This window comes from Embleya sp. NPDC050493 (genome assembly GCF_044458105.1).
Classification (GTDB): Bacteria; Actinomycetota; Actinomycetes; order Streptomycetales; family Streptomycetaceae; genus Embleya.
This window is the reverse complement of sequence record NZ_JBITHP010000001.1, coordinates 357,986-378,670: the sequence shown is the minus strand read 5'-3', so window position 1 is coordinate 378,670 and position 20,685 is coordinate 357,986. Positions and strand designations below refer to the sequence as shown.

The following is a 20,685-nucleotide window of genomic DNA, read 5'->3' as shown; positions in this document are numbered from 1 at the left end:
CGGCTCCCCCCTTCGAGGTTGCGCCGCTCACCGCCCGAGCGTGCTCCCGTTGCCGCGGTCGGTAATCGGCCACGCCCGCGCGCCGTCGCGCGCACCCGCGCCCACCGTCGCACCCGCACCCGCATCCGCCGCTCCCGCGCCCGCCGGATCGGCCGCGAGCGCACAGGACCGGGCGAACCGCCGGGCCAGATCGGGCGCGCCGGCCCAGTGCGCGTGCAGATACGACGCGTGCACCGATCCCGCGACATGCCCTTCCAGGCCGGAGTCGCCCAGGCTCCACGCCGCCCGGCGCCCGGCCCGCGGCGTGAGCGTCGTGCGATGGAACTCGTGCCCGCGCACCACCCGACCGGTCGCGGCGAGCACCGAGTCGTGCGCGGCCGTCGCCTCCCGATAGCCCAGGGTCAGCCGCTCGGTCATCCGCGCGTCGGCGTCCAGCACCCCGCACATCGGCGCACCGTCCAGGGTCCGGGCCAGGTAGAGCAGACCCGCGCACTCGGCCGCGATCGGGCCGCCGCGCGCGGCCAGCGCCACCACGTCCGCCCGCAGCGTCGCATTGGCCGACAACTCCGCCGCGTACACTTCGGGAAAGCCGCCGCCCAGCACGAGCCCCGCCGTGCCCGCGGGCAGCCGTTCGTCCCGCAGCGGGTCGACGGTGACCACCTCGGCCCCGGCCGCGCCGAGCAGTTCGGCGGTCTCCGCGTACGCGAAGGTGAACGCCGAACCACCCGCCAGCGCGACGACGGGTCGCCCCGGAATCGGGCCGGCCACCTCGTGCACCGGGTCCCACGGCGCGTCCGGCAGCGGCCCCGCGCCCGCCGCGATCCGCCGCACGGCAGCCAGGTCCACGCTGCGCGCGACCAGTTCGCCGAGCGCGTCCACCGTGCGCACCGCGTCGGCGTGCCGTTCGGCGACCGGGACCAGGCCCAGGTGCCGCGCGGGTTTGGCGATCGCGTCGTGCCGGCGCAGCACACCCAGGACCGGCATGCCGATCTCGTCCAGCGCCTCGCGCAGCATGCTCTCGTGCCGATCCGAGCCGACCCGGTTCAGGATCACCCCGGCCACGCCCACGTCCGGATCGAACGCGTCGAACCCGCGCACGAGCGCGGCCACCGAACGGCTCTGCGCCCGCGCGTCCACGACCAGGATCACCGGCGCCGCGAGCAGCCGCGCGACGTGCGCGGTGGAGGCGTACCCACCCCGTCCGGCCGCACCGTCGAACATGCCCATCACACCCTCGACCACGGCCAAATCGGCACCGCGCGCGCCGTGCGCGAACAACGGCGCGATCCGGTCCTCGCCGACCAGGAACGGGTCCAGGTTGCGGCCGGGCCGGCCGGCCGCGAGCGCGTGGTAGCCGGGATCGATGTAGTCCGGCCCCACCTTGTGCGGCGACACCACGTCGCCGCGCCGGGTGAACGCCGCGATCAACCCCGTGGCGACGGTGGTCTTGCCGTGCCCGGAGGCGGGGGCGGCGATCACCACGCGCGGCGGCGCCGGGGCACTCACCACTCGATGCCTCGCTGGCCCTTTTGGCCCGCGTCCATCGGGTGCTTGATCTTGGTCATCTCGGTGACCAGGTCGGCCGCCTCGATCAGCCGCGGGTCCGCGTCGCGGCCGGTGATCACCACGTGTTGGCTGCCGGGACGATCGCGCAGCACCGCGACCACCTCGTCCACGTCCACCCAGCCCCACTTCATCGGGTAGGTGAACTCGTCGAGCACGTACACCCGGTAGGTCTGCGCGGCCAGGTCGCGCTTGATCTGCTCCCAGCCCTGTCGGGCCGCCTCGGCGTGGTCCTCCTGGGTGCCCTCGCGCTGGATCCAGGACCAGCCCTCGCCCATCTTGTGCCACGTGACCGGGCCACCCTCGCCGGTCTCGGTGTGCACGCGGCCGAGGGTGCGCAGCACGCTCTCCTCGCCCACCTTCCACTTCGCCGACTTCACGAACTGGAACACCCCGATCGGCCAACCCTGATTCCAGCCGCGCAGCGCCAACCCGAACGCGGCGGTGGACTTGCCCTTGCCGGGCCCGGTGTGCACGACGACCAGGGCCCGATTCCGACGCTGACGCGTGGTCAGCCCGTCGGCGGGCACGTGCGTGGGAACGCCCTGCGGCATGGTGATCTCCCTTTGTCCAGAGGAATGTCGACCGGGTACGAACGTCGACGAAGGCACGAGCGCAACACCGACCGGCCCCCGTCCCCGACCGGACCGAACACCCCGACCCGTCGGGTGTTCGAGGCCGGCGCGTCGCGCCACCGCCCACCGGCGGCCGGTGGCGGATCCGGCGGGCGGCCGGGCCGCGGGTCACGCGACCGAACGCACGTCCCGAACCAGGCCCGCCAGGCCGTCCGCCGCCAGTTCGTCCAGTGTGACCACCGGCCCGCCCAGGTCGCCGGCGAGCCGCGCCGCCAACCCGAGCCGCACCGGCCCGCTCTCGCAGTCCACCACCAACGAGGCGACCCCCGTCGCGGCCAACAACCGCGCCGCCCGCCGGCTCTCGCCCAGGGCGTCCCCGCCGCCCGTGGCCCGCCCGTCGGTGACCACGACCAGCAGCGGCCGGCGCAGCGGATCACGCAGCCGTTCCACCCGCAACGCCTCGTGTGCGCGCAGCAGTCCGGCCCCCACCGGGGTGCGCCCACCGGTGGGCAGCGCGGCCAGTCGGGCCGCGCCGATCTCGACCGAGGAGGTCGGCGGCAACACCAGCGCGGCGTGGGCGCCGCGGAAGGTGACCAGGCCGACCTTGTCCCGCCGCTGGTAGGCGTCCAGGAGCAGGGAGAGCACCGCGCCCTTGACCGCGCGCATGCGCTTGCGCGCCGCCATCGACCCGGACGCGTCCACCACGAACAGCACCAGGTTGCCCTCGCGGCCCTCGCGGACCGCCTCGCGCAGATCCGCACGCCGCAGCAGCAGCCCCGCGCCGGTGCGGCCCCGCGCCTTCTGGTGCAGCGCCGCCGCCCGCACCGTGGCCGCGACGTGCAGCCGGGTCACCCGGCCGGCCGCGACCTGCGAGCCGGTGGTGCGCCCGCTCGCGGTCCGCGCGCGCGAGCGCCGCCCGGCCGCGCCCTGACCCACCCCGGGCACCGAGAACAGCCTGGTGCGGTACGGCTCGGCAGCCGCGACGGCGGCCTGCTCGCGCCCGCCGCCCGAGGCGGTGGGCGCGCCCTCCACGGGCGCGTCCTCGCTGCCCGGCGCCGAACTCGGCGCCGCCTCGGTCCGCCCCGGCGCCTCGGCCGTCCCCGACCCCTCGGCCCCGTCCGGCCCATCGGACCGGCCCGAACCCTCCGACCCGTCCGACCCGTCCGCGTCCGGCGGCGACCCACCGCCGTCCGGCCCGTCCCCCTCCGGTTCGGGCTCGGGTTCCGGCTCGTCCGGGTCGCGCAGTGCCTCGTCGAGGTGTTCCTCGTCCAGCCCGGGCGCGTCGAAGGGGTTGCGCCGCCGTCGATGCGGCAGCGCCAGCAGCGCCGCCGCGCGCACGTCCTGCGCCGTCACCTCGGTCCGGCCGTGCCAGGCGGCCAGTGCGATCGAGGTGCGCGCCGTGACCAGGTCCGCACGCATCCCGTCCACCTCGAACGACGCGCACACCCGTGCGATCCGCTCCAACTCGGCGTCCGGAAGCACCACATCCGGCAAAACCCGACGGGCGCGCAGGATGCGCTCGGCCAACTCGGCGTCCTCGCCCGCCCAGCGGGCCGCGAACGCGTCGGGATCGGCCTCGTACGCCAACCGTCGGCGCACCACCTCGGCCCGCTCGCGCGGCTCCCGGCTGGCCGCGACCTCCACCGTCAGCCCGAACCGGTCGAGCAACTGCGGTCGCAGCTCGCCCTCTTCCGGGTTCATCGTGCCCACGAGCAGGAACCGCGCGGCGTGCCGCACGGACACCCCCTCGCGTTCGACGTGCGAGGTGCCCATCGCGGCCGCGTCCAGGAGCAGGTCCACCAGGTGGTCGTGCAACAGGTTGACCTCGTCGACGTACAACACGCCCCGGTGCGCGGCGGCCAGCAGGCCGGGCTCGTACGCCTTGACGCCCTCGGTCAGCGCGCGTTCGATGTCCAGCGAGCCGGCCAGTCGGTCCTCGCTGGCGCCGACCGGCAGTTCGACCAGGCGCGCGGCGCGGGTGGTGCCGGCGATCCCCGGGTCGTGCGGGCCGTCCGGGCATCGGGCATCCGGGGCGGCCGGGTCGCACGAGAAGCGGCAACCGGGCACCACCGCGACCTCGGGCAGTTGGCCGGCGAGCGCGCGCACCATGGTCGACTTGGCGGTGCCCTTCTCGCCGCGCACGAGCACTCCGCCGACCGCGGGCGAGACCGCGTTGAGCACGAGCGCCAGCCGCAGATCGGCCAGGCCGACGATCGCGGAGAACGGGTAGGCGGCGCTCATCGGCGTCGCCCCGCGCCACTGGATATGCGGTCGGTTGTCACAAAGCACGCAGGCATGCGCCGTCGGCCTCCCTCGGGTGTCCACGCCCTGGTCGGTTGCAGGACCCGCGACCCGGGCCCCGGACAGCGGCAAGTCTCTGGCTCACGCCCGCCCGAGGGCGCGCGTTCACAGTGGCGGGACCGCTCCGGGTTGCCGTGCCGCGCCGTCTCCCTCGGATGTACCGGTGTCGAGGTGTGCCCGAACCCTCGCGGAGCACGCGCATACCTCGACACCGGGCCCGAAGGTGCTCCGCGCGATACGCCGGATTCCTTCCCTGCTGTCGGCGACAGCCTCTCATACGCCCGAAAACGCGCCACGGCCCCCGCCACATGAGGTGGCGGGGGCCGGGGTGGGGTGTGCTGCGCGCGGATCAGAACGCGGCGAGCACGTTGCCCTTGTACTCGTCGGCGATGTACTTCTTCACCTCGGGCGAGTTCAGCAGCTTGGCCAGCTTCTGCACACGCGGATCGTTCTCCTTGCCCTTCTTGACCACCAGGACGTTCGCGTACGGGTTGTTCTCCGCCTTCTCCACCGCGATGCCGTCCTTGCCCGGGGTCAGCTTGGCCTCCAGCGCGTAGTTGCCGTTGATCACCGCGCCGTCCACGTCGTCCAGCGCACGGGGCAGCTGGGCCGCCTCGATCGCCTTGAACTTGAGCTTCTTCGGGTTGTCCACGACGTCCTTCTCGGTCGCCGTGGTGCCCGCGCCGTCCTTGAGCTTGATCACTCCGTTGTCGGCGAGCAGCTTGAGCGCGCGACCGCCGTTGGTGGCGTCGTTGGGGAACGCGACGGTCGCGCCGTCCTTCAGGTCGGCGAGCGACTTGACCTTCTTGGAGTAGAGCGCCAGCGGCTCCAGGTGCACCGGCACGACCGGGACCAGGCTGGCCTTCTTCTCCTTGTTGAACTCGTCCAGATACGGCTTGTGCTGGAAGAAGTTGGCGTCGACGTTGCCTTCGTCCAGGGCCGGGTTCTGCTGGGTGTAGTCGGCGAATTCCTTGACGTCCAGCTTCAGGCCCTCCTTCGCCGCGAGGTTGTCCTTGATGTACTTCAGGATCTGCGCGTGCGGGACGGCGGAGGCGGCGACCTTGAGCGGGTCGGACGCGGACGAGCCCTTGTCGTCGTCGCTGCCGCAGGCGGCGAGACCGAGTCCGAGGGCGGCGACGGCGGTGAGGGCGACGAACTTGTTGATACGCACGAAGAGTGCCTTTCCTGGTGGTGCGGTGTACGCGGGCGGGATGCCTCGCGTCGTACGGGGGCCGGGCGCAAGAGTCCCTAGCGGTGGGCGAGCCTGCGGGAGAGCAGATCGCCGACGAATTGCACGAGTTGAACCAGCACGACGAGCACCGCGATGGTGACGAGCATCAGGTTCGTCTCGAAGCGTTGGTAGCCGTAGCGGATGGCCAGGTCGCCCAGCCCGCCGCCGCCGACCACGCCCGCCATCGCGGAGTAGCCGACGATCGCCACGATGGTCACCGTGATCGCGGAGATGATCGAGGGCACCGCCTCGCGCACGAGCACCTTGCGCACGATGGTGGTCGTGCTCGCGCCCATCGACTGCGCGGCCTCGACCAGTCCCCGGTCCACCTCGCGCACGGCGGTCTCCACCAGGCGCGCGAAGAACGGGATGGCGCCCACGGTGAGCGGCACGATCGCCGCGTCGGTGCCGATCGTGGTCCCCACCACCCAGCGGGTGAACGGGATCAGCGCGACCAGCAGGATCAGGAACGGGACCGAGCGGCCCACGTTGACCACCAGGCCGAGCAGCTTGTTCGCCGGTGCGAACGCGAGCGGGCCGCCCCGGTCGGTGAGCACGAGCAACAGCCCGATCGGCAACCCGATCAGTACGGTGATCAGCGTCGAGACGCCGACCATGTACAACGTCTCCTGGGTCGCGGTCTCCAGCAGTGGCCGCATTTCGGACCAGGTCATCGTCAGATCTCCTTGCCCGCGAGCGCCACGCCGTCGGCGGCGGCGACGTCGGCGTCCGACTCGGTGGGGGACGCCGGGCCCTCGTCGACCACGTCGACCTGAAGGCCCTGCTCGCGCAGGTAGCCGATGGGCACCACGTTGTGCTCGAACGTGCCGTCCAGCGAGATCCGCATCCGGCCGATCTGCCGACCGCCGACGCTCTCCACCGCCGCGCCCAGCACGTTGACGTCCACGTTGTAGGTGCGTGCGAGCGTGGAGATGAACGGCTGCGCCGTCTCCTCGCCGCGGAAGGTGATGTCGACCACGGTGCGGCCCTCCAGCAGGCCCGGCGTGCCCAGCGGGAACATCTCCCGGGCCAGCCGCGAGTCGGAGCGGCCCAGCAGTTCGCCCACCGTCCCGGACTCGACGATCCGGCCGCCCTCCATCAGGGCCGCCGAGTCGCAGATGTTCTTGACCACGTCCATCTCGTGGGTGATCAGCAGGATGGTCAGGCCGAGCCGGTCGCGCAGGTCGCGCAGCAGCGCCAGGATCGAGCGGGTGGTCTCCGGGTCGAGCGCCGAGGTGGCCTCGTCGGACAGCAGCACGCGCGGCTCGGCGGCCAGCGCACGGGCGATGCCCACCCGCTGCTTCTGCCCGCCGGACAGTTGCGCGGGGTACGCCTTGGCGTGTTCGCTCAGCCCGACCAGTTCGAGCAGTTCGGCGACCCGGCGGGCCCGGTCCCGGCGCGGGATGCCGGCGATCTCCAGCGGCACCGCGACGTTCCCGGCGACGGTGCGACTGGAGAGCAGGTTGAAGTGCTGGAAGATCATCCCGATGCGGCGTCGCTCGGCACGCAGCGCGCTCGCGGACAGCGCGGTCAACTCGTGCCCGCCCACCTCGACGGTGCCCGACGTGGGGCGCTCCAGCAGGTTCAGGCAGCGGATCAACGTGCTCTTGCCGGCGCCGCTGCGGCCGAGCACGCCGAAGATCTCGCCTTCGCGCACGTGCAGGTCGACGTTGTCGAGCGCGGTCACCTGCCGTTCTCGGCTGCGATAGACCTTGCTCAGGGCAGTGGTACGGATCACCGTGATGTCCTCGGTTGGATGCGCGTGCCGAATCGGGCCCGGCGAGGGGCCGCGCGATTTCGTCACACAGGGGGCGTGGCGGGGATGACACCGGGGGCGCGAAGCGCTCGGCCCGGGAGAGGGATCAGGCCCTCAAATCCTCAACAACCACACATTCGACAGGTCTGACACGAACGGCACATGCGACGACAACCCGTGGCGGTAGCCGCGGTGCCGGATGTGTGAGCCGTCGTGAACATGATCCGATTAAAGCAGACACCCATCCCGCAATGGAAATGTCATTGCGCCGGGACGCCTGCGACCGGATCCGACGAAGCCCCGGCGGCCATGGATTCCATGGTCGCCGGGGCTTCGGGCGCCGCTTCGTCGGGCGCGGGGTCGATCAGGCCGCGAGGACGGCCGTCTTGCGCAGGTAGACCAGGCTCAGCCGAGGGCTGACCTTCTCGATCCGGCCGGAGACGTACCCGAGCCGCTCGTACAGCCGCAGGTTGTTCTCGCTGCGGTGACCGGTGAACAACTCGTACTCGGCCGCGTCCGCGAGCTTCTCCTCGATCGCGCGCAGCAGTCGGGTGCCGAGCATGTGCCGCTGCAGCCGGGGGTGCACGACCAGTTTGCCGATCCGGGCCACGCCGTCCTCGATGGTGCCGCGCACCGAACCGACGACCTCGTCGCCCAGCCGCGCCACCAGGACGGTGTGCGTGTCGAACTCGGCGCGCAGACTCTCCAGGCTCTGCGTCAGCGGCTCGATGCCGTAGTCGTTGTACAGGGCCGCCTCGCCCTGGTAACAGAGGTACTGAAGCTTGAGGATCTGCTCGGCGTCGGATACGTCCGCCGTGCCGATGCCTACGTTCTGCCCCATCGGATTGCTCCCCTGATCGCCCTGATCACCGTGCGGATGTGTGTGCCGCAGCGTCATGCCACAGTGCCTTCGCGAAGGGGGAGGGTTGTCCCCTTCTCGAACACGAGCTTGAACACTGCATTCGTCACTGTTCCACACGGCTTTTCCGGGACTTCTACCCGGTCCTCACCTACGCGCAATCCGCTGTTCAGGCAACCGCTTGGGCCAAGTGCCCCCGATCGAGTGATTTCCGCGTCGGCCGGTCGGCCCACTACAGGCCGGTGACCCGGCGCACGACCCCCTCCTTGATCGCCCGCACCGTCGAGAACGGCTCGGTGACCCGATGCACCAGCAGGGTCAGGTGCGCGTCGGCGCCCACCACGTACCGCGATCTGGGCGACTTGACGGTGGCCGCCTCGACGATCGTGGCGGCCACCGTCTCCGGGTCGCTCCACAGCGGCTTCATGATCGAAAAGCCCAGGTCCATCCGTTGGAACGCGGTCGCGAAGGCCCCGCCGCGATGCCGCTCGACGGCCTCGGCCATCTCGTCGGTGACGCCGCTGCGGAACCCGCCGGGCGAGACGACCACGACGTCGACCCCGGCGCCGGCCACCTCCACGCGCAGCGCGTCGGAGACGGCCTCCATCGCGTGCTTCCCGGCCTGGTACCAGCCCAGCAGCGGGTAGTTGATCTGCCCGGCGAGGGAGGAGATCTGGATCACTCGACCCCACCCGCGCCCGCGCATGTGCGGGATGGCCAGGCGGGCCAGCCGCATCGGGCCGAACAGCGCGGTCTCCATCTGGTGCCGGGCGTCCTCCTCGGACACGTCCAGCACCGGCGCGAAGGACGTGCCGCCGGCGTTGTTGACCAGGATGTCGGGGCGCACGTCCTCGATCACGTCCTTGCCGCCGGCCGCGTCGGTGATGTCCAGAATCACGGTGCGCACCTCGACACCGGCGTCGGCCGCCGCCGCGGCGACCGCCTCCGCCTTCGCCGCCGAGCGCACCGTGCCCACCGTGCGGACGCCCGCCGCGGCGAACGCCAGCACGGTGGCCAGCCCCAGGCCGGAGTTCGCCCCGGTGACCAGTGCCGTTCTGCTCACGCGCGACCCGCCTCGACGCCCGCGGCACGGGATTTCGGCCGTCCGCGGCGCGCCGCGGCGCTCCCGGCCGGCTTGGCCGCGGCGCTCATCGTCGCGCCCTTGCCGGACCGCTCGCCCGAGCCCGAGCCCCCACCCGCGCCGGACGTGCCGGCCGCCCGACTGCGCCGGGGAGCGGGCACCTTGATCGTGGGCGCCGACACGGCAGCGGCCCCGGCCCCCGACACGGACTCGGGCTCGACCTCGGCCTCGAACCGGGCCCCGTCCCGCGCCGCGGGCGCGTGCGCCCCGTCGGCGTCGGCGTCGGCGTCGGCAACCGCCTCGGCCTCGGCCTCGCCGACCGGAACGCCCGCCCGATCGGCGGGGAGATCGTGCCCGCTCTGCTCCGGCGCGAGCTCGTCGGCCGCCTTCAGCAGCAGGTTGAGCTGCTCGACGATGCTGTCGGCCAGCGCGAACGGGTCCGGCAGCGCCTCCTTGTCCGCGAGCACGCCGATGTCGATCTGGTCGTGGTAGCTCATGCCACCGATGAACAATCCGAAGCCGTCGGCGATGATCCCCATCGAATGGAATGCCTCCACCTTCTGCCCGTGGGCATACAGGGGCGTGCGCGGACCGGGCACGTTCGAGATGGTGGCGTTGCACAACGCGGGCAGCACGGAGGCGAGTTGCGCGTCCCGGTACAGCCCGCCCAGCAGGCCGAGCAGGGCCGGCGGCGGCGTCTCGGCCAGGCCGGTGAGCAACTCGCCGCCCATTGCGCTCTGTACGGCCTTGGCGGCGTTGGAGTTCTCGTGGATGCACAACAGGCGCTCGGCGGGCTCCGCGACGTCGGTGGCCAACCCCACGAGCATGCCGGTGATCATGTTGCCGCCCGCGCGCTCACCGCCGCGCGTGGCATCCACGGGCACCGTGGCGATCAACTGCCGGTCGGGCAACTCGCCCAGCCCATCCAGCTGTTCGCGCAGCGCACCGGCCACGATCGCAAGCACGACATCGTTGACCTTGACCCCGAACGCGTTCTTGACCAGCTTGACGTCGGACAGCGAGACGGTGCAGAACCCGTACGAACGCCGTTTGCCGATCGGCTCGTTGTACCGGGTCCTGGGCACGTTCAGCGGCAGCGCCCGCCCCAGTCGTCCGGTCAGCGCGGCCTGCACGACGCCCTGCCCCAGCCGGCCGAGTTGCCGACCCACCCGGACCGGGGTACCGGCCAGCGAGAGCGCGCCCTCGCGCACCGCCTGCCAACCCTGCGGCGGTTCGATCCCCTCGACCGGCGCCACCACCGGGACCGCCTCGCACGCGAGCGACGCGTCGGGGTCGGCGTCGAAGAAGATCTCCTGCATGGCCGCGCCGGAGCGGCCGTCGATGCACGCGTGATGCACCTTCCACATGTGCGCGACGCGCCCGTGCTCCAGGCCCTCGACGATCCACCACTCCCACAGCGGCCGATCCCGCGGAAGCCGGTGGCGGTAGATCTCCTCGGCCATGGCGGTGAGTTCACGCCGTCCGCCCGGGGCCTCCAGGGTGGCCCGGTGCAGGTGGTTCGCAAGCTCGAAGTCGGGGTCCTCGACCCAGTGCGGCCGGGCCAGCCCCCACGGGCCCTGCACCAGTTTGCGACCGAGCAGCGGCAGCCGGGGCAGACGCGCGGCCAACCTGCGCTCGAAGGCCGCGCGGTCGACCCGGCCCCCGGTGTCGGAGGCGTCGACGATGGTCAGGCAGACCACGTGCGCCGGCCACTCCTGCGACTCCAGGGCCAGAAAAGCCGAATCCAGACCGGAGAGCTTCACCAGGTGTTCCTCCTCCCGATGCCCGACGAGGTCAGGGCATCCTCGATGAAGCGGCGCGCCTGTCGGTTCCACACGGCTCCGATGTGCGAGCCGCGGTACCAGCAGACGGATGGTTCCTCCCAGTGCTTCCAGAGCCGATACGCCTGCTGCGGGGTGGCCATGCGGTCGGCCAGGCCGGCATAGACGAAGCGGCGGTCCAACGGCACCCGCGGCGTCATCGCCAGCGGCGAGACCACCCGGTGGACCGTCTCGGCCTCCTCGCCGAGCAGGCCCGCCGCGCGCACCTCGCGCTTGATGTCGTCGGGCGCGTGGTGCGACATCACCCACGCCATGTCGACCGAGGGAACACCGACGATCACGCAGTCGAGGTCCTCCAGACTCGCGACCAGGGCGGCGACGTAAGCCCCCAACGAGAGCCCGTGCACCGCGATCGGGGTGTCCCCCTGCCGGCGGACCCAGTCCAGGCAGCGGCGCACGTCCCACACGGCCTGTCCCAGTCCGTGCACGTTGCCGAGGTAGTCGAACGAGATGAACGGCGTGTCCTGGGCGCGCGCGGACTTGCGCGGCCCGTGCATCGGCAGCACCGGGTGGATCACGTTGATGCCCAGTTCGCGGTGCAGCCGTTGGGAGTGGAACGCCGCCAGGTCGCCGGGGCGCCCCATGCCGAAGCCGTGCAGGTTCACCAGCCACGGCCGCGGCTTGCCGGGGTGGCGCAGCACGTACGCCCACACCCGCTGGTTCGCGCCCGCCGCCTGCCACCGGGTGGCGCCCGGAACGCCCGCCCAGGGCACGTACTCGCTGACGAACGCCAGCTGTTCGTACCCGATCGTGCCGTAGAGCCTGCCCCGCATCACCGGATCGATCAGCGCCGGCGGCTCGGGGTGGAACAGGGTCGGGTCGTCCAGATAGGTCTCGGCGCGGAACTTGTGCACCGCGTCGGAGATCTCCTCCCGGATGCGCAGGGCGTCCTCCGGATCGGGCGAGAGCCGACCGCTCGCCAAAAGCGCGACCACGACCTCGTCGAGGAAGGCCGCGTAGACCAGCCCCGGCGTGGGAAAGACGGTCGGCATCTCCGGATGGCGACGGCGTTCGGCGCGCAGCGAGCGCACGTAGGAGCGCACACCGAAGCCCACGGACTGGGGCACGCTGCGCAGCAGCCCGGCAATCGGCAGGTCCGAGAGCATGGAAGCGGACTTCTCACCCTCGGAACGTATGCGGCGCAGGCGATCGAGCATGCTGATCCCTCCCCTCGATCAGGGCCGACCCTAGTACGCAACGCACGGAGCGAACACAGTTAATCGCGTTTGGTAACGGCGATTTCACATTTGGGACTGGAACCTCGACTTCCGCTCACACGCGTGCAACAGGCCCGAAACCGGACGCGGACCGTCCCCGGCACGACAAACTGCTCCCGGACACGCCGATGGGCCCGCTTCCTCCCCCCGGAGAATGCGGGCCCATCGTCTCAGCTCGATCGCGGTGCCGTGTGGTGTTATCCGCCGGCCCACTTGCGCTGGGCGGCCAAGTCCAGTCGAATCTCCGCGAGTTGCTCGGCGACTCGGGCCGGGGCGGTGCCGCCGCGCCCGTCCCGCGAGGCCACCGAACCGGCCACGGTCAGCACCGAGCGCACCTGTGGAGTCAACTCCGGCGAGATCTCCGCGAGTTGATCATCCGTCAGGTCCCACAGTTCGAGCCCGCGCGGCTCGCAGTACTTCACACACGCGCCCGCCACGTCGTGCGCGACCCTGAACGGCGTGCCCTGGCGCACCAACCACTCGGCGATGTCGGTGGCGAGCGAGAACCCGGCCGGGGCCAACTCCGCCAACCGCTCCCGGTGGAAGGTCAGCGTGGCGATCATGCCGGTGAACGCCGGGAGCAGCACTTCGAGCGTGTCGCACGAATCGAAGACCGGCTCCTTGTCCTCCTGGAGATCGCGGTTGTAGGCAAGCGGCAGCGCCTTGAGCGTGGCCATCAGCCCGGTCAGGTTGCCGATCAGCCGGCCGGACTTGCCGCGCGCCAGCTCGGCGATGTCCGGATTCTTCTTCTGCGGCATGATCGAGGACCCGGTGGAGAAGGCGTCGTCCAGGGTCACGAAGGAGAACTCCTTCGTGTTCCAGATGATGATCTCCTCGGCCAGCCGGGACAGGTTCACCCCGAGCATCGCGGTGACGAACGCGAACTCTGCCGCGAAGTCGCGCGAGGCGGTGCCGTCGATCGAGTTCGCCGCGGATGCGGAGAACCCGAGGTCGCGGGCCACCGACTCGGGGCTGAGCCCGAGCGAGGAACCCGCGAGCGCACCGGATCCGTACGCGGACACGTCCGCGCGCCGGTCCCAGTCCCGCAGCCGGTCGGCGTCGCGGGCGAACGCCTGCACGTGCGCGAGCAGATGGTGGGCGAGCAGCACCGGCTGGGCGTGCTGGAGGTGGGTGCGGCCCGGCATGACCACGTCCGCGTGCGCGGCGGCCTGTTCGACCAGCGCCTCCTGGAGGTCGGCCAGCAGCCGGCCCAGGATCCGCGCGTGCTCGCGCAGGTACATCCGACCCAGGGTGGCGATCTGGTCGTTGCGCGAGCGCCCCGCGCGCAGCTTGCCGCCCAGGTCGGGGCCGAGGATCTCGAGCAGTCCACGCTCCAGCGCGGTGTGCACGTCCTCGTCCGCGATGGTGGCGACCAGGTCACCGGACTCGACGTTGTCTTGCAGCGTGTCCAGGCCGGCGAGCATGCGGGTCAGCTCGTCGTCGGTGAGCAGCCCGGCCGCGTGCAGCACGCGCGCGTGCGCCCGGGAGCCGGCGATGTCGTACGGCGCGAGCCGCCAGTCGAAGTGCACGCTGGCGGAGAGCAGGGCGAGGGCTTCGGAGGGGCCGCCGGAGAAGCGGCCGCCCCACAGGCTCACCCGATCGGGGTTGTTGGTCACGACTGATCGTTGTCCCGCCGTGCGGCAATCTTGCTGGACAGGCCGAACAGCTCGATGAAGCCCTTGGCCTGCGACTGGTCGAACGTGTCGCCCGTGTCGTAGGTGGCCAGGTTGAAGTCGTAGAGCGACTCGTCGCTGCGCCGACCGGTGACCACGGCCCGACCGCCGTGCAGGGTCATCCGGATGTCGCCGGACACGTGCTCGTTGGCCTCGGCGATGAAGCCGTCCAGGGCCCGCTTGAGCGGGGAGAACCACAGGCCGTCGTAGACCAGTTCGGCCCAGCGCTGCTCGACCGTGCGCTTGTAGCGGGCCAGTTCGCGCTCGACGGTGACGTTCTCCAGCTCCTGGTGCGCGGTGATCAACGCGATCGCGCCCGGGGCCTCGTACACCTCGCGGCTCTTGATGCCCACGAGCCGGTCCTCGACCATGTCGATCCGGCCGATGCCCTGGGTGCCGGCCCGCCGGTTCAGCTCCTCGATCGCCTGGAGCACGCTCACCGCGCGGCCGTCGATGGCGACCGGCACACCGCGCTCGAAGGTGATCACGACCTCGTCCGCGTCCCGCGGCGTGGCCGGATTCTGGGTGTACTCGTACACGTCCTCGATCGGCGCGTTCCAGATGTCCTCCAGGAACCCGGTCTCCACGGCCCGCCCGAAGACGTTCTGGTCGATCGAGTACGGCGACTTCTTGGTGGTGGCGATCGGCAGGTTCTTCGCCTCGGCGAACGCGATCGCCTTGTCCCGGGTCATCGCGTAGTCGCGGACCGGGGCGATGCACTTGAGCTCGGGGGCCAGCGAGGAGATGCCGACCTCGAACCGGACCTGGTCGTTGCCCTTGCCGGTGCAGCCGTGCGCGACCGTGTCGGCGCCGTGCTTCTTCGCGGCGGCGACCAGGTGCTTGACGATCACCGGGCGCGAGAGCGAGGAGACCAGCGGGTAGCGGTCCATGTAGAGCGCGTTGGCCCGGATCGCCGGGAGGCAGTAGCCGTCGGCGAACTCCTCGCGGGCGTCCGCGACCTCGGCCTCGACCGCGCCGCAGGCCAGCGCCCGCTTGCGGATGATGTCCAGGTCCTCGCCGTTCTGGCCGACGTCGACGGCCACCGCGATGACCTCGGCGCCGGTTTCCTCGGCGATCCACTGAATACAGACGGAGGTGTCGAGACCTCCGGAGTAGGCGAGTACGACGCGCTCGGTCACGAGCGTGCTCCTTCGAAGAGTGATCGGGCGGATCTGGTGCGGTGTTTCGCCGGAGCCGAGCGCTCTAGCGGGGTGCGGAAGTGTGGGTGGCCGGACCCGTGTCGCCTAGGCCGGGTCCGGTGGATCTTGGTGGATGAGGTCGCGTCGTCCGGTGCCGTGGCTCGGCGTGCCGGAGAAGCAGCCGCATAGTGGTTCTATTCGGCTGTTTCTCCGGTGCGGCGAGGTGCGGTGCCGGGCGGCGCGACCCCACCAAGATCCGCCGGACACGGCCTAGGCCTTGTTCTCGGCGAGCGCCAGGAGGTGGGCGGCGAGCGCCGCGCCTCCCTCGGGGTCGCGCGAGACCATCAGGATGGTGTCGTCGCCGGCGATGGTGCCCAGGATCAGCCGGGACTCGGCGTGATCCATGGCCGAGGCCAGGAACTGGGCCGCCCCGGGCGGCGTGCGCACCACCACGAGGTTGCCCGACGCCTCGGCCGACACCAGCAGTTCGCCGGCCAGGCGCGACAGCCGGCCCTCGACCGCGGAATCCTCCAGCGGCGCCCGGGGGGTGCGATCGCCGCCTTCCGCCGGTACGGCGTAGATGAGCGATCCCTCCCCGTCGCGGATCTTGACCGCGCCGAGCTCGTCGAGGTCCCGGGAGAGCGTGGCCTGGGTGACGGCAAGGCCGTCCTCGGCGAGCAGCCGGGCGAGTTGGTTCTGCGACCGGACCCGGTGCCGGGTCAGGATGTCGACGATCCGCCGGTGCCGGGCGATCCGGGTGCTGGGCACCGCGTACACGCCCTCGACCGGGGTCGCTTCGCTGCCGTGCTCGCTGCTCATGGGACGACCTCGCCTAGCGTCGGACTCGTCGTCGGGTGTGGGTCACGGTGTTCCTCCGGCGGGTGCGGCGGCGAGGCCGGCGTCCAGGATGGCGGGCAGGGCCCCGAGCAGCGCGTCCACATCCGCGTCGTCGACGACGAGCGGCGGGGCGAGCCTGACCCGGGTGGGCACTGCGGCGTTGACGAGGAAGCCCGCGTCCTGCGCCGCCTTTTGCACGGCCGGCGCCACCGGTGCGGTGAGCACGATACCGATCAACAGCCCTGCTCCGCTGACCCGTGCGACCAGCGGATGGGCGATCTTTTCGATTCCCGCCCGCAGCTGCTCGCCCAAGCGCGCCGAGCGCCCGCACAGGTCCTGGTTCTCGATGGTGTCCAGCACCGCGAGCGCCGCGGCGCAGCACACCGGATTGCCGCCGAACGTGGTGCCGTGCTGGCCCGGTTGCAACAGCTGCGCCGCCGCGCCGAACGCCACACAGGCGCCGATCGGCAGGCCGCCGCCCAGGCCCTTGGCCAGGGTGACCACGTCGGGTTCGATGCCCAGTGGCTGGTGTGCGAACCACGCGCCGGTGCGGGCTATGCCGGTCTGGATCTCGTCCAGGATCAGCAGCGCGCCGTGCGCGGCGGTGATCTCCCGGGCCGCGACCAGGTAGCCCTCGCCGGGCATGACCACGCCGTTCTCGCCCTGGATGGGCTCCAGGATCACCGCGGCCGTCTGCGGTCCGACCGCGGCGCGCAGCGCCTCGATGTCGCCGTAGGGCACGAAGTCGACGCCGCCGGGCAGCGGGGCGAACGGCTCGCGCTTGGCGGGCTGGCCGGTCATCGCCAGCGCGCCCATGGTGCGGCCGTGGAAGCCGCCCTCGGCCGCGATGATCTGCGGCCGGCCGGTGCGCCGGGCGAGCTTGAACGCGGCCTCGTTGGCCTCGGCGCCCGAGTTGCCGAAGTAGACCCGGCCGGGTCGGCCGAACAGGTCGAGCAGCCGTTCGGCGAGCGCGACCGGCGGCTCGGCGATGTAGAGGTTGGACACGTGGCCCAGCCGGCCCAGCTGCTCGCTCACCGCGGCGGCGATCGCCGGGTGGGCGTGGCCGAGCGAGTTGACCGCGATGCCGCCGAGGAAGTCGACGTAGGTGTTGCCGGCGCTGTCCACGACCCGCGCCCCGGAGCCGCTGACCAGCTCGATCGAGGGCGTGCCGTAGTTGTTCATCAGCGACCGGTTCCACCGCTGTGTCAGCGCACCGGTCCCGGTGTTCGTCATGCCGCCCCCTCCGCCTCGTCGTCGTGTCCGGCGAACGCGCCGGACTGCCGGGCCGGGACCACCATGGTCCCGATCCCCTCGTCGGTGAACACTTCCAGCAGCAACGAGTGCGCGACCCGCCCGTCCAGGACGTGCGCGGCCGGCACCCCGGCCCGCACCGCCCGCAGGCACGCCTCCATCTTGGGGAGCATGCCGCTGGAGAGCGTCGGCATCAGCGTCGCCAACTCGTCGGCGTCCAGGCTGGATATCACCTCGTCGCTGGTGGGCCAGTTCGCGTACAGCCCCTCGACGTCGGTGAGCACGACCAGTTTCTCCGCGCCCAGCGCGACCGCCAGCGCGGAGGCCGCGGTGTCCGCGTTGACGTTGTAGACGTGCCCGTCGGCGCCGCGTGCGATCGAGGAGATCACCGGGATGCGGTTGTCGTGCAGCAGTGCCTTGATCGCGCCCGGGTCGACCTCGACGATGTCGCCGACCAGGCCGATGTCGACCGCCTCGCCGTCCACGATCGCGTGCCGCTTCTCGGCGGTCATCGTGTGCGCGTCCTCGCCGGTCATCCCGACGGCGAACGGGCCGTGTGCGTTGATCAGGCCGACGATCTCGCGCTGCACCTGGCCCGCGAGCACCATGCGCACCACGTCCATCGCCTCGGGCGTGGTCACCCGCAGGCCGCCCGCGAACGAGGACTCGATGCCCAGCCGGTCCAGCTGCGCGCTGATCTGCGGGCCGCCGCCGTGCACGATCACCGGGCGCAGCCCGGCGAAGCGCAGGAACACCAGGTCCTGGGCGAAGGCGCGCTTGAGGGCGTCGTCGACCATGGCGTTGCCGCCGAACTTGATCACCACGGTCTTGCCGTAGAAGCGCTCCAACCACGGCAGCGCCTCGATCAGCGTGCGCGCCTTGGTCAGTGCCGCATTGTTGCGGCCCTGTTTGCCGGCCGATTCCGTCCGCATCCCGCTCCCCCTCGTCTGGCTGTCCGTACCGGTCATGACGAGTAGGCCGAGTTCTCGTGCACGTATTCGGCCGTGAGGTCGTTGGTCCACACGGTCACGGCGGCGTCGCCCGCGTTCAGGTCGGCCACGATGTGCGTCTCGCGCGGGGTCATGTCGACCAACTCGCGGTCCTCGCCCACGAAGCCGTTGCGACACACCCATACGCCGTTGAACGCGACGTCGAGCCGATCCGGGTCGAACGCCGCGGCGGTGGTGCCGATCGCGGCCAGCACCCGGCCCCAGTTGGCGTCCTCGCCGTGCACGGCGCACTTGAACAGGTTGTTCCGGGCGATCGAGCGGGCCACCTCCAGCGCGTCCGCCTCGGTCGCACCGCCCACGACGTCGATCCGGATGTCCTTGCTCGCGCCTTCGGCGTCGCCGATCAGCTGCCGGGCCAGGTCCCCGGCGACGGTGCGCACCGCCTCGGCGAACGCGGCGAGGTCGGGCTCGACGCCGGAGGCGCCGGAGGCCATCAGCAGCACGGTGTCGTTGGTGGACATGCAGCCGTCGGAGTCGATCCGGTCGAACGTGGTGTGCGTGGCGCCGCGCAGCACCGCGTCCAGCGTCTCGGCGTCGACCGCGGCGTCGGTGGTGAGCACGACGAGCATCGTGGCCAGGCCCGGCGCCAGCATGCCCGCGCCCTTGGCCATCCCGCCGACCGTCCACCCCGCGGGGTCGGTGACGACGGACTGCTTGTGCACGGTGTCGGTGGTCTTGATCGCGATCGCCGCGTCCTCGCCGCCGTCCGCGCTCAGCGCCGCGGCGGCCTTGGCCACGCCCGGCAGCAGTTTGTCCATCGGCAGTTGCAGGCCGATCAGACCGGTGGAGGCCACCACGATCTCGCCCGCGTTGAGCCCGAGCAGCTCGGCCACCCGCTCGGCGGTGGCGTGCGTGTTGGCGAAGCCCTCGCTGCCGGTACACGCGTTGGCGCCGCCGGAGTTGAGCACCACCGCCTGCACCTGGCCGGCCTTGACCACCTGCTCCGACCACACCACCGGTGCGGCCTTGACCCGGTTCGAGGTGAACACGGCCGCGCCGGCGATCGAGGGGCCGTCGTTGACGACCAGGGCCACGTCCGGCAGGCCCGTGCTCTTGAGGCCGGCGGCCACGCCCGAGGCCCGGAAGCCCTTTGCTGCGGTGACGCTCACGGTGCTACCCCCGTCTTGCTCAGTCCCAGGTCCTCGGCCAGGCCGAGGGCGATGTTGGTGCTCTGGATGGCGCCGCCGGCGGTGCCCTTGGCGAGGTTGTCGATCGCGCCGACCACGACCACTCGGCCGGCCCGCTCGTCGACGGCGACCTGCAACACGGCGGTGTTCGCGCCGTAGACCATCGCGGTCGCCGGCCACTGCCCCTCGGCCAGCAGGTGCACGAAGGGCTCGTCGGCGTAGGCCGCGGCATACGCCGCGCGCACCGTCTCGGCGCCGACACCGGGCCTCAGCCGGGCGGTGCAGGTGGCCAGGATGCCGCGCGACATCGGCACCAGGGTCGGGGTGAAGGAGACCGTGACGTCCGCGTCGGTGACCGCGCGCAGGCCCTGGATGATCTCGGGCGTGTGCCGATGCACCCCGCCCACGCCGTACGCGCTCGCGGAGCCCATCACCTCGCTGCCGAGCAGGTGCGTCTTGGGTGCCTTGCCCGCTCCGGAGGTGCCGGAGGCGGCCACCACGACCCAGTCGGGTTCGACCAGGCCGGCGGCCAGCGCGGGCACCGTGCACAGCAGCGAGACGGTCGGATAGCAGCCCGGCACGGCGATCCGCCTGGTGCCCGCCAGCGCGGCCCGGCCGCCCGGCAGCTCGGGCAGTCCGTACGGCCATGTCCCGGCATGGGATGATCCGTAGAACTCCTCCCAGTCCGTCGCCTCCCGCAGGCGGTAGTCCGCACCGCAGTCCACCACGAGCACGTCCGCGCCCAGCTGCGCGGCCAGCGCACCGGACTGTCCGTGCGGCAGGGCCAGGAAGACCACGTCGTGACCGGCGAGGTTCTCGGCGGTGGTCTCGGCGAGCACCCGGTCGGCCAGCGGCAACAGGTGCGGCTGCAGCTCGCCCAGGCGTCGGCCCGCGTTGGACCCCGCCGTGAGCGTGCCGATCTCGATCTCCGGGTGCGCGAGCAGCAGGCGCAGGATTTCCCCGCCCGCGTAACCGCTCGCCCCGGCCAGTGCCGCCTTGGCCCCCATTACCGCCTCCTCGTGAGGAGCATGACTATACGGATATGCGAATCTCTATGCAAGTACGGTGCGTGACCGCCGGGACCGGCCCCCGTTCCGGGCAAGCCTGCCGCCCGTTGCCGCCACCCCAGTAGGGCGCATGGCAGGTGCGTTAGGATCAGCCGACTTCCGATACGCGCTCCCCAGTGGGCAGTCGACCGCCGGCGGGACGGCAGCGACGCGCAGC

At 71.8% G+C, this 20,685-nt stretch carries 17 protein-coding genes; all 17 read right to left on the bottom strand.

Translation table 11 applies throughout. The annotated features are described in order from the left end of the window. Positions 1-27 precede the first annotated feature (27 nt). The 17 genes from ACIBM5_RS01420 to argC all read right to left on the bottom strand — a co-directional run bounded on the left by ACIBM5_RS01420 (position 28) and on the right by argC (position 20,468). On the bottom strand, positions 28-1,506 hold the full coding sequence (locus tag ACIBM5_RS01420; RefSeq protein ID WP_396004815.1) for a cobyrinate a,c-diamide synthase: 1,479 nt from the start codon (positions 1,504-1,506) through the stop codon (positions 28-30). Then, a complete protein-coding gene (gene cobO / locus ACIBM5_RS01415) occupies positions 1,503-2,117 on the bottom strand; it encodes a cob(I)yrinic acid a,c-diamide adenosyltransferase (protein WP_396004814.1) in 615 nt (204 codons plus the stop codon). The genes ACIBM5_RS01420 and cobO overlap by 4 nt, the downstream gene beginning before the upstream one ends. Before the next feature lie 189 nt (positions 2,118-2,306). Then, positions 2,307-4,379, bottom strand: a complete 2,073-nt coding sequence (locus tag ACIBM5_RS01410) for a putative cobaltochelatase (protein ID WP_396004813.1) — start codon at positions 4,377-4,379, stop codon at positions 2,307-2,309. A gap of 409 nt (positions 4,380-4,788) precedes the next feature. Further along, positions 4,789-5,610 (bottom strand): MetQ/NlpA family ABC transporter substrate-binding protein, encoded by an 822-nt coding sequence (locus tag ACIBM5_RS01405; RefSeq protein WP_396004812.1) that lies wholly within the window; start codon positions 5,608-5,610, stop codon positions 4,789-4,791. 77 nt (positions 5,611-5,687) lie between these two features. After that, entirely contained in the window at positions 5,688-6,344 is a 657-nt protein-coding gene (locus tag ACIBM5_RS01400; RefSeq protein WP_396004811.1) for a methionine ABC transporter permease, read from the bottom strand. Positions 6,345-6,346: 2 nt separating this feature from the next. Next, a complete protein-coding gene (locus tag ACIBM5_RS01395; RefSeq protein ID WP_396004810.1) occupies positions 6,347-7,408 on the bottom strand; it encodes a methionine ABC transporter ATP-binding protein in 1,062 nt (353 codons plus the stop codon). Between the two features lie 382 nt (positions 7,409-7,790). Then, entirely contained in the window at positions 7,791-8,267 is a 477-nt protein-coding gene (locus ACIBM5_RS01390; RefSeq protein ID WP_391582012.1) for a GNAT family N-acetyltransferase, read from the bottom strand. 250 nt (positions 8,268-8,517) lie between these two features. After that, entirely contained in the window at positions 8,518-9,348 is an 831-nt protein-coding gene (locus ACIBM5_RS01385) for an SDR family NAD(P)-dependent oxidoreductase (protein WP_396004809.1), read from the bottom strand. Continuing rightward, positions 9,345-11,129 (bottom strand): wax ester/triacylglycerol synthase family O-acyltransferase, encoded by a 1,785-nt coding sequence (locus tag ACIBM5_RS01380; protein WP_396004808.1) that lies wholly within the window; start codon positions 11,127-11,129, stop codon positions 9,345-9,347. Before ACIBM5_RS01380 ends, ACIBM5_RS01385 begins: the two co-directional genes overlap by 4 nt. After that, on the bottom strand, positions 11,126-12,364 hold the full coding sequence (locus ACIBM5_RS01375) for an alpha/beta hydrolase family protein (RefSeq protein WP_391582009.1): 1,239 nt from the start codon (positions 12,362-12,364) through the stop codon (positions 11,126-11,128). Before ACIBM5_RS01375 ends, ACIBM5_RS01380 begins: the two co-directional genes overlap by 4 nt. A 257-nt stretch (positions 12,365-12,621) precedes the next feature. Next, the gene (gene argH / locus ACIBM5_RS01370; RefSeq protein ID WP_396004806.1) at positions 12,622-14,040 is read right to left on the bottom strand and encodes an argininosuccinate lyase; all 1,419 of its coding nucleotides are present in this window, start codon (positions 14,038-14,040) and stop codon (positions 12,622-12,624) included. Beyond that, positions 14,037-15,236: an argininosuccinate synthase gene (locus ACIBM5_RS01365; RefSeq protein ID WP_396004805.1), complete on the bottom strand. Its 1,200-nt coding sequence runs from the start codon at positions 15,234-15,236 to the stop codon at positions 14,037-14,039. The genes argH and ACIBM5_RS01365 overlap by 4 nt, the downstream gene beginning before the upstream one ends. Positions 15,237-15,506: 270 nt before the next feature. Then, entirely contained in the window at positions 15,507-16,055 is a 549-nt protein-coding gene (locus ACIBM5_RS01360) for an arginine repressor (RefSeq protein ID WP_396004803.1), read from the bottom strand. A 42-nt stretch (positions 16,056-16,097) separates the two neighbouring features. After that, positions 16,098-17,306: an acetylornithine transaminase gene (locus ACIBM5_RS01355; protein ID WP_391582005.1), complete on the bottom strand. Its 1,209-nt coding sequence runs from the start codon at positions 17,304-17,306 to the stop codon at positions 16,098-16,100. Then, complete coding sequence (gene argB / locus ACIBM5_RS01350; protein ID WP_391582004.1) at positions 17,303-18,256, bottom strand: acetylglutamate kinase; 954 nt, start codon at positions 18,254-18,256, stop codon at positions 17,303-17,305. Before argB ends, ACIBM5_RS01355 begins: the two co-directional genes overlap by 4 nt. Before the next feature lie 32 nt (positions 18,257-18,288). Beyond that, positions 18,289-19,443 (bottom strand): bifunctional glutamate N-acetyltransferase/amino-acid acetyltransferase ArgJ, encoded by a 1,155-nt coding sequence (gene argJ / locus ACIBM5_RS01345; protein WP_396004802.1) that lies wholly within the window; start codon positions 19,441-19,443, stop codon positions 18,289-18,291. After that, entirely contained in the window at positions 19,440-20,468 is a 1,029-nt protein-coding gene (gene argC / locus ACIBM5_RS01340; RefSeq protein WP_396004801.1) for an N-acetyl-gamma-glutamyl-phosphate reductase, read from the bottom strand. Before argC ends, argJ begins: the two co-directional genes overlap by 4 nt. Positions 20,469-20,685: the final 217 nt, after the last annotated feature.

Excerpts from the sequence above, each read along its gene's own strand:
- cobO (WP_396004814.1), bottom strand. The coding sequence starts at position 2,117 with ATGCCGCAGGGCGTTCCCACGCACGTGCCCGCCGACGGGCTGACCACG.
- ACIBM5_RS01410 (WP_396004813.1), bottom strand. The coding sequence starts at position 4,379 with ATGAGCGCCGCCTACCCGTTCTCCGCGATCGTCGGCCTGGCCGATCTG.
- ACIBM5_RS01400 (WP_396004811.1), bottom strand. The coding sequence starts at position 6,344 with ATGACCTGGTCCGAAATGCGGCCACTGCTGGAGACCGCGACCCAGGAG.
- ACIBM5_RS01390 (WP_391582012.1), bottom strand. The coding sequence starts at position 8,267 with ATGGGGCAGAACGTAGGCATCGGCACGGCGGACGTATCCGACGCCGAG.
- ACIBM5_RS01375 (WP_391582009.1), bottom strand. The coding sequence starts at position 12,364 with ATGCTCGATCGCCTGCGCCGCATACGTTCCGAGGGTGAGAAGTCCGCT.
- ACIBM5_RS01360 (WP_396004803.1), bottom strand. The coding sequence starts at position 16,055 with ATGAGCAGCGAGCACGGCAGCGAAGCGACCCCGGTCGAGGGCGTGTAC.
- ACIBM5_RS01355 (WP_391582005.1), bottom strand. The coding sequence starts at position 17,306 with ATGACGAACACCGGGACCGGTGCGCTGACACAGCGGTGGAACCGGTCG.
- argB (WP_391582004.1), bottom strand. The coding sequence starts at position 18,256 with ATGCGGACGGAATCGGCCGGCAAACAGGGCCGCAACAATGCGGCACTG.
- argC (WP_396004801.1), bottom strand. The coding sequence starts at position 20,468 with ATGGGGGCCAAGGCGGCACTGGCCGGGGCGAGCGGTTACGCGGGCGGG.